We start from the raw sequence: 8,694 nt of genomic DNA on the forward strand, positions 1-8,694 counted from the left end.
ACGTCGCGTCGCCGTCCGGAAGGTGCAGCAGCCACACCATCAAGCTGCCGCAGACGACGACACCGGCCTCAGACGCCTTGCCGGTGGAGTCTTCGTTGCCTCCGCTGGGGATTGGGGTTCAGGCAATCCAGCTTTCGCCATGTCATGCGGGCCACCTGACGCACCGCCCGCAGCGTCTCGGCACGGCCGCCAGTTTCCTGACATGCTCTTGTCCCGTCACCGTTTCCGGATCGGGTAAGTCATCAGGCCCAGGAACCTCCTTCCAAGTCCCTCCCGGCTCAGCCGGGGATACGCCAGAGCGCCTCATGGCGCACTGGAAGCCGAAGGTGCCCTTGAACGTGCCGGCGGCGCCCTGTTTCCTGGAGGCCGCGGTGATGACCGTGGCGTCCATGTCGAGCACGATCCAGCCCTTCAGATACCGCCCCGCGACGGTCAGGTACGGGAAGCCGCCGGGCCGCAGGTGCAGCAGCGTCCAGACGTGGCGACGCACCCGCTGTCGTACCTTCGCGATCTGTGCGCGGCTCGTCTCGTCCGTCGTGGACAGCAGCCGGTGCAGCGTGGAGTCCGACACTGCCGGTCCGAACAGGGGGCCGTGGTGGAGTTGGAGTTGCTCGGCTTCCAGCAGATTTGTGGCGCCGAGCGCGATCGCGACGACGAGGCCGACGAGCGCGGTGGCCCGGTCCCGCCACGACGAGGTCGTGCCCGATGGCAGCACTCCTGCCAGCGCGTCGGTCAGGCCGACACGGTCGGCGAGTCTGCGCAACAGCACCGCCCCGGCATGCCCGACCAGCCCCTTCCCGTCGGCTGTCACAGACAGACCGCGGTCCCACCCTGGTACGCTCGCTCACCAGAAAGGTGCCCTGACTCCTGTGCCGGATTCGATCTAGACACTCGCATCCTTGCAGGTCGGCGGCACCTTTCTGCTGTCAGGGCGTCAGATCGACCAATTCCGCTGAAGAGCCGGGGCTAGTGACTGCCTTCTGGTGCGTCACTGCGACCGCCGACCTCACCTTGTCCGCGGGCGTCTACGGCACCCCTGGCACGTACAAGGTGGACAACTGCGTGAACACCAGCAACACCCGTAGGAACTCCGACTACGACTGCTACGGGCACTTCACGCCGGATGGCGGAAGCGCCGACGACGCCGTCTACATGCACCTCCGAAGACACTGGGCGTGACTATCCGGACGGCCCGGAGCTCGACGCACGTCAGGGGATCGAGCCGCACGCTATTCAGCGGATCGGGTTCTGGGGCATTAATGGGGTTATGGGGCATTATGCGCGAGCTGTGGCAGGTCTCGGTCTGCGTGGCCGTGCTCGGATGCCTCGCGTACCAAGCGATCAAGCCGCGCGGAGTGTCCCAGCGCCGGGAATCCCATAGCTGGCAGCCCTCGATGCGTCAGCGGGTGGCAAACCGGATGGGCTATGTCGTCGTGGTCGCGGTCCCCCTGGGTATCCTGAGCTGGGCCATGGTTGCTGAGCCGACCCCGTAGGTGGGCCGGCCCTGGGTGATCGTCTACCCGTACCGGATGGGTGACTCCCGTAGACCTGACCACGCGACGTCGAAAGTGCGTGGCATTCCGCCGCGCCTGGTCTACCGGCTTAAGAAGCACAGCGGGTGGTATGGGGCCGGACAGAGTTTTGCGTGGCCGGACCGCCGCGTACCGGCAGCTCGGTGCTCCCATCCTCCTGACTTGGGACAACCGCCAGCCCACGGCACCGGATACGAGCGAATGTCCAGTCCGCACTGATCGGGCCGAACTATCCGCCGCCGCGTCAAACTGAGTTTGCAGATGGGCATATCGGAGCCGGTTGACATCCGGGCGCCCCAGCGGCTCTGACCGATGCCGACACTCAACTACCATCTGCGACAGGGCAACTAGGGCGATCCACCTCATAGAGTTAGCCGCTGTAAAGTGGTCGATCGTTTGTGTGTTCGGCGGGTGAGGGGCGACGGGGGGCGCGGGTGGTCGGCGTGAGCGCTGAGGCGTTGCGGCTGCGACTGGCGGATCTGGCGGCGTCCGGGCGGGGTGATCTGCGGGCGCTGGTCGGGGAGTTCCGGCGCAGTGAGGTGCTGGTGCCGGTGGTGGACGGCTCGCTGGTGTCGGCCGAGGCGGGCGGGATCCGATGGCTGTTCGTGTTCACGGACGACGCGGCGCTGGCACGGTTCGCCGAGGCGCGCGGTGAGGCTGTGCCCGGGTGGGTGCCGGTGTTCGGGGCGCTGCTGCTGGATCAGGTGGTGCCGGAGGTGGGCGGGCCGGTGGGGATCGCGGTGGACGCGGGCAGTGCGGCGGGGATGGTGCTGCCTCCGGTGACGGGGATCGTGCCGGATGCGGTGGCCGTGGATGCGGTGGGGACGCGGATATGAGCGACGGCGGTGGCTATCAGGTCGATCCGGAGGCGCTGGCTCGGATCACCCGTGGCATCAACCAGGCGATGGACGAGCTGAAGGACTTCGGCTTCGACATCGAGGCGAATCTGGGTCGCGGTTTCGGCGATCTGGAGCTGGCGGGCCTGGAGGTGGGGGACGCGGGCCTCCATGAGGTCTTCGACGACTTCTGCGAGCGGTGGGGTTGGGGGGTGCGCTCGCTGATGCAGGACGCCAACGGGTTTGCGGAGCGGCTGAATCTGTCGGCGGGGCTGTATCACGAGCAGGAGCAGTACGTGTCGAACACATTGAAGGGGGTGTGGACGGCGGCGGCGGGCGACCCGTATCTGACGCCGGAGCAGGTCGAGCAGCGGTCCTGGTCGGACACGTTCAAGGACAACGCGGCGTCCCAGGTCATGAACGCGGACTACAGCGACGCATCGTTTGCGGAGGGTGCGGCGGGGGCTGGGCAGGCATGGTCGCAGGCGGAGGAGGACATCCAGACGTCGACGGTGACCCCGGACGCGCTGTTCGATCCGCGTACGGACTGGCAGTGGGGCGGCCCGCCGCAGCCCGGGAGCGAATCGTTCCAGCCCAGGGCCGACACGTCCGGCGAGGCTGAGCGCTGATGGGTCTGGGGGATTGGGTCGACAAGGCCGGTGACGGCCTGGAGAGCGCTGCCGAGAGCGTGAACAAGGGTGTCGGCAAGGCCATCAACTGGACTGCGGACCAAGGGGCGGACGTCCTGTCGGCGGTCGGCGCGGACGGTCTGGCCGAGGGTGTGCGCGATCTCGGTGAGGGCATCAACAACCGGCTGGGTGGCGAGGTCGCTGAGCGGGCGCTGGGCGAGAGCGAGGATCCCAGGGAGCTGGTGCACGGCAGTGCGGGGGCCCTGGAGGCACGGGCGAGGCATCTGCAGAAGTTCTCCGGGGCGTTCGAGAACGTCGGCCAGGGCATGCGGTCGTTGGATGCCGGTCTGTGGCAGGGGGAGGCCGGGGATGCCTTCCGCGCGAAGTTCGAGGTGCATCCAAAGCAGTGGCTGAGGGCGGCCGATGCGTGCGAGGAGGCGGCCCGGGCGTTGGAGGCGTATGCGGGCTCGGTGCGCTGGGCCCAGGATCAGGCGCAGCTGGCGATCGACACCTGGCGGCACGCGCAGGAGGTCAGCCGGCAGGCGGCGGACGAGTACGGCGCCCGGGTGCGGGCGTACGGCCGGGCGGCCGAGCAGTACGACGCGAAGCTCCTGTCGGGCCAGGATCCCGGCCCGAAACCGGCCGAGCCGGGCGCCTTCGCCGACCCGGGGACACCGGGCCGGCAGGAGGCGGAGGACATCCTGGATGATGCGCGCCGCCAGCGCACCGATGCGGCCCGCGAGGCGCAGCGTCGGATCGCCGGCGCGCTGGAGTTGGCGCCGCCGAAGCCGGAGTTCACCGACCGTTTGGGCGCGGACGCCAAGGACGGTTTCGTGGGCATGCAGCTGAACTCGGTCCATGTCGCGGGCGGCCTGCTCAGGGGCGGCGCGGACATGCTGAAGCTGGCGCGTACGGCCAACCCGTTGGACGTCTACAACCTCACCCATCCCGGTGAGTGGATGAAGAACTCCAACATGCTGCTGGCCGGGCTGGTGGGTACCGCCGCCCATCCCGAGCGTCTGCCCATGTCGTTGCTGGGCACCGGCTGGAGTCGCGACCCGGGGGATGCGGCCGGGTATCTGATCTCGAACCTGATCGGCGGCAAGGGCGCCGGCGGCGTGGCCCGGGCGGCGGCCGGAGATGCCGCGCGGGTGGCGGTGCGCGATGCGGCGCGAGCGGCGGCGAAGGACGCGGGAGAGCAAGCGGCGCGGAAGAGCGTGGGCGAGGGGCTCAAGGATGTCGCCAGGCAGGTCCGGTGCAAGTTGTTCGGCGACCCCGTTGACATGTCCACGGGCCGGATGGTGCTGCCGCAGACGGACGTGACCCTGCCCGCGAAGCTGCCCCTGGTCTTCACCCGGCAGTTCGAGTCGTCGTACCGGGCAGGCCGCTGGTTCGGCCCGCGCTGGACGTCCACCGCGGACCAGCGCCTGGAGATCGACGCCAAAGGCGTCATCTTCATCCACGAGAACGGCTCGCTGCTGGCCTACCCGCACCCGGCGCCCGGCGTGCCGACGCTGCCCCTGGAGGGCGGCCGCCACCCGCTGACCGTGAACGCCCACGGCGACTACACCATCACCGATCCCGAATCCGGCCGTACCTGGTACTTCACAGGCCCGGCCGGCGACGGCAACGGCATCGCCCTCCTGGAGCAGATCACCGACCGCTCGGGCCAGTGGCTCACCTTCGACTACGACGACGAGGCCGCCCCCACCGGGATCGTGCACTCGGCCGGCTACCACCTCAGGATCGAGACGGCCGGCAAGCGGATCACCGCCCTGCATCTGGCTGACGCCGCCGCAGCGGGCGGTGACGTCGAACTGGTCCGCTTCGGCTACGACGAGCACGGCCACCTGACCTCGGTGACGAACTCGTCCGGCATCCCGACCCGTTTCACCAACGACGAGCTGGGCCGGATCACCGCATGGACGGACACGAACAACTCGTCGTACGGCTATGTCTACGACGATGACGGTCGCTGCGTCTCCCAGTCGGGCGAGGCGGGCCACCTGCGCAGCACATTCACCTACGGCGAGGTCGACCCGGATACCGGTCTGCGGGCCATCACGGCGGTCAACTCCCTGGGCCACAGCACGCGTTACCACGTCAATGGCGATCTGCAGGTCGTGTCGGAGACCGGCCCCGACGGCGCGACGACCCACACCACCTACGACCGCTACCACCGCCCGCTGACGGTCACTGACCCGCTGGGCCGTACGCTGAGCTACGCCTACGACGAGGCGGGCCGCATGATGATGGCCGTCCGCCCCGACGGCAGCTACACCAGCATCGGCTACAACGACCAGGGCCTGCCCGTCTCCATTTCCGGCGCCGACGGCACGCACACAAGCCAGCAGTTCGACGAGTACGGCAACCGAAGGCAGGTGACCGACTCCTCCGGGGCCACGACCCGCTTCACCTACGACGCCCTGGGCCACTTGTCGGCGATCACCGACGCGGCGGGCGCGACGACCACTATCCGCTGCAACCCGGCAGGCCTGCCGCTGGAGATCACGGACCCCCTGGGTGCCGTAACCCGCTACGAGCGGGACGCCTTCGGCCGCCCGGTGACGATCACCGATCCACTGGGCACGGTGACTCGTCTGGAATGGACCATCGAGGGACGCCTGTCCCGCCGTATCGCCGCCGACGGCACCACGCAATCCTGGACGTACGACGGCGAGGGCAACCGCACCAGCCACACCGACGCCATGGGCGCCGTCTCCCGCTACGAATACACCCACTTCGACCTGCTGGCTGCCCGTACCGGCCCCGACGGCGTGCGCTACACCTTCGACCACGACACGGAACTCCACCTCACGAAGGTCACCAACCCGCAGGGCCTGACCTGGAGTTACGAGTACGACGCGACCGGACGCCTGATCGCGGAGACCGACTTCGACAACCGCGCGGTGACCTACGCACACGACGCAGCGGGCCAACTGACCGCCAGCACCACCGCCTTGGGCCAGACGAGCTGCTTCGAACGGGACGTCCTGGGCCGCGTGGTGCGGAAGGACGCGGCCGGAACGGTCACCACGTTCACGTACGACACGACGGGCGGTCTGACCCGGGCGACCAGCCCCGAGGCAGTCCTGGAGCTACAACGGGACGAGACGGGCCGCCTGATATCCGAGACAGTCAACGGCCGCACCCTCACCTACACCTACGACGTCCTGGGCCGTCGCACCGGCCGCACCACACCAACCGGCGCGACCAGCACCTGGACCTACGACCCGGCTGGCAACCGCACCGAACTGACCACCGGCGGCCACACCCTCACCTTCACCCACGACGCCGCAGGCCGCGAACTGAGCCGCCACATCGCCGACACCCTGACCCTTACCCACGCCTTCGACCCCCTCGGCCGCCTGACCGAGCAGGAACTCACGGGACCTGCCGACAGGCGCCTCCAGCACCGCGCCTACACGTACCGCGCCGACGGCCACCTGACCGGCATCGACGACCACCTGGGCGGCACGCGCCGCTTCGACCTCGACGCGGCAGGCCGGGTCACGACCGTCCACGCCGCCAACTGGACGGAGACCTACGCCTACGACACCGCAGGCAACCAGACCCACGCCACCTGGCCGGACACCACGCCGGGCCAGGAGGCAACCGGCGAGCGCACCTACACCGGCACCCGCATCACCCGCGCAGGCAACGTCCGCTACGAACACGACGAAGCCGGCCGCATCACCCTGCGCCAGAAAACCCGCCTGTCCCGCAAACCGGACACCTGGCGCTACACCTGGGACACCGAAGACCGCCTCACCTCGGTGATCACCCCCGACGGCACCACCTGGCGCTACCGCTACGACCCCTTGGGCCGCCGCATCGCCAAACAACGCCTCGCCACGGACTGCGAAACGGTCCTGGAACAGGTGGACTTCACCTGGGACGGCACCACCCTGTGCGAACAAACCACGCACACCCCCGACCCCACCCGGCCCACCGTCGCCCTCACCTGGGATCACGACGGCCTGCACCCCCTGACCCAGACCGAACGCAAGAGGCTGGCCAACGCACCTCAGGAGGAGATCGACCAGCGCTTCTACGCCATCGTCACCGACCTCGTGGGCGCACCCACCGAACTCGTTGACGAACACGGCGACATCGCCTGGCGCACCCGCACCACCCTCTGGGGCACCACCACCTGGAACCGCACTGCAACCGCCTACACCCCGCTGCGCTTCCCAGGCCAGTACCACGACCCAGAAACCGGCCTTCACTACAACCACTTCCGCCACTACGACCCCGAGACCGCCCGCTACACCACCCCCGACCCTCTCGGTCTCACCCCCGCACCCAACCCAGCCACCTACGTCCACAACCCCCACACATGGACCGACCCACTTGGGCTCTCTCCTTGCCGCGACTTCCATACTGTGCAAAGCCGAGCGGACGCTGAGCGTCTGCGCAACGGCGGAGAACCCTGGCCTGCGGAGGACATCAGGGGGCAATATGGGGAAGGCGTCTACTCATGGGGCTCCGAGGAAGAGGCTTTGAGATACGCAGAACGCCTCCGCAGCCGAGGAGCCGATGTGGAAATTCTCAAATTCAGGATCTCGGGCAGCGACTTCGACGGCCTACGCAAGGCTGATATTGTCAACATGTCTCCGAGTGACGCAGAAGCCTTCGTGGACCGTCACAGCAGGCTGTACGGCGACGGAGAGCCCCATAACTATGATTACATACGGGGGCATACCGGCATGGGAAATGAACACTATTTCAGCAGGGGAGTGTTCCACCTGCTTAAATTCCTAAACTGAGGGACATTCGTTGGCAAGGACATTCCGCTTCAGAAGACGCAGCCCGCTTGGCGGACTCGCTGCCGATATCAGCGCTGAGACTGACCTGTCTGGGGTCATTTCGCGGTGCGCCGTACAGGTCAACAGAAATCTTTGGCTGGAACTGCCGGATTCTCCACTTCACTGGCGTGACGCCGCATGGATGATGTACGGCCTGTCTCTGCATTCAGAGAGCTTGAACTCGCTGCACCCGCGGGGCCTGACGGTGAGGCTGCAAAATCTCTCATTCCCTGCGAGTGACTATGTTTCGGAGGTGGCTGCTTTCGCCATGGAGGGGTGGGTGAGAGAAGAATTCAACCTGGCACCAGCAAATATTAGCGCCGAATACGACACGGCTAATTCTCGCTACACTTTCTCCTGGGGTGCCGGGATGCCGTTCTCCGATGAGGCGTCGGGTATACCCGTTTGCCATACATGGTAAGGGCCTGCCTTACTGGGTTCAGGACCGGGCGCTGCGAAAGCCGTGGGGCATCACCCACGGCTTCGGCGTAGTTGCGTGATGCCCGGTTTGTGATCACCTGAGGCCGAGGGGGCGGCGGGGTTTGTGGGCTGTGACCGCGTCCCGTCTCGTCGCCTCGTCCGTGCCTGAGTCCGCTTCGAGCACAGACGCCTGTTTGAGCATGCTGGGCCCCTCACAGCTTGAGGGCCTCAACTGGCTTGTAATTGAAGGTAATTGGCTGCTTGCGCACCCTGTACTGCGCCGTGTTGTGCATCGTGGAATCACCAACACTCCGTGTAACCGGGTACCAGGGGGGCGGGGCGTGGGCGGTCATGTCCCCTGTAGTGGTGTAGCCGTGTCGGGTGGATCTTCAGGTGGGTAGATCTTGTCCATGCTGCCTTCGGGGAGGTAGCGGCGGGGGAAAGCGATCCATTCGTCGTGCATCTCGAT

At 67.3% G+C, this 8,694-nt stretch carries 5 protein-coding genes; 4 read left to right on the forward strand and 1 reads right to left on the reverse strand.

The genetic code is table 11. The annotated features are described in order from the left end of the window. Positions 1-142: 142 nt before the first annotated feature. Positions 143-811, reverse strand: a complete 669-nt coding sequence (locus tag LJ657_RS47270) for a transposase (protein WP_232655920.1) — start codon at positions 809-811, stop codon at positions 143-145. 158 nt (positions 812-969) lie between these two features. Between LJ657_RS47270 and LJ657_RS47275 the strand changes: the two genes are divergently transcribed. The 4 genes from LJ657_RS47275 (at position 970) to LJ657_RS47295 (ending at position 7,766) form a co-directional block, all read left to right on the forward strand. Further along, positions 970-1,179, forward strand: a complete 210-nt coding sequence (locus LJ657_RS47275; protein ID WP_232655921.1) for a hypothetical protein — start codon at positions 970-972, stop codon at positions 1,177-1,179. Between the two features lie 796 nt (positions 1,180-1,975). Beyond that, positions 1,976-2,368, forward strand: coding sequence for an SseB family protein (locus LJ657_RS47285; RefSeq protein ID WP_308117157.1), 393 nt, complete (start codon positions 1,976-1,978; stop codon positions 2,366-2,368). After that, positions 2,365-2,997, forward strand: a complete 633-nt coding sequence (locus tag LJ657_RS47290) for a hypothetical protein (protein WP_232655922.1) — start codon at positions 2,365-2,367, stop codon at positions 2,995-2,997. Before LJ657_RS47285 ends, LJ657_RS47290 begins: the two co-directional genes overlap by 4 nt. After that, positions 2,997-7,766 carry a putative T7SS-secreted protein gene (locus LJ657_RS47295; protein ID WP_232655923.1) on the forward strand — a complete coding sequence of 1,590 codons (4,770 nt, stop codon included), beginning with the start codon at positions 2,997-2,999 and terminating at the stop codon, positions 7,764-7,766. Before LJ657_RS47290 ends, LJ657_RS47295 begins: the two co-directional genes overlap by 1 nt. Positions 7,767-8,694 lie beyond the last annotated feature (928 nt).

This window comes from Streptomyces guryensis, assembly GCF_021261325.1.
GTDB lineage: Bacteria > Actinomycetota > Actinomycetes > Streptomycetales > Streptomycetaceae > Streptomyces > Streptomyces guryensis.

Excerpts from the sequence above, each read along its gene's own strand:
- LJ657_RS47290 (WP_232655922.1), top strand. The coding sequence starts at position 2,365 with ATGAGCGACGGCGGTGGCTATCAGGTCGATCCGGAGGCGCTGGCTCGG.
- LJ657_RS47295 (WP_232655923.1), top strand. The coding sequence starts at position 2,997 with ATGGGTCTGGGGGATTGGGTCGACAAGGCCGGTGACGGCCTGGAGAGC.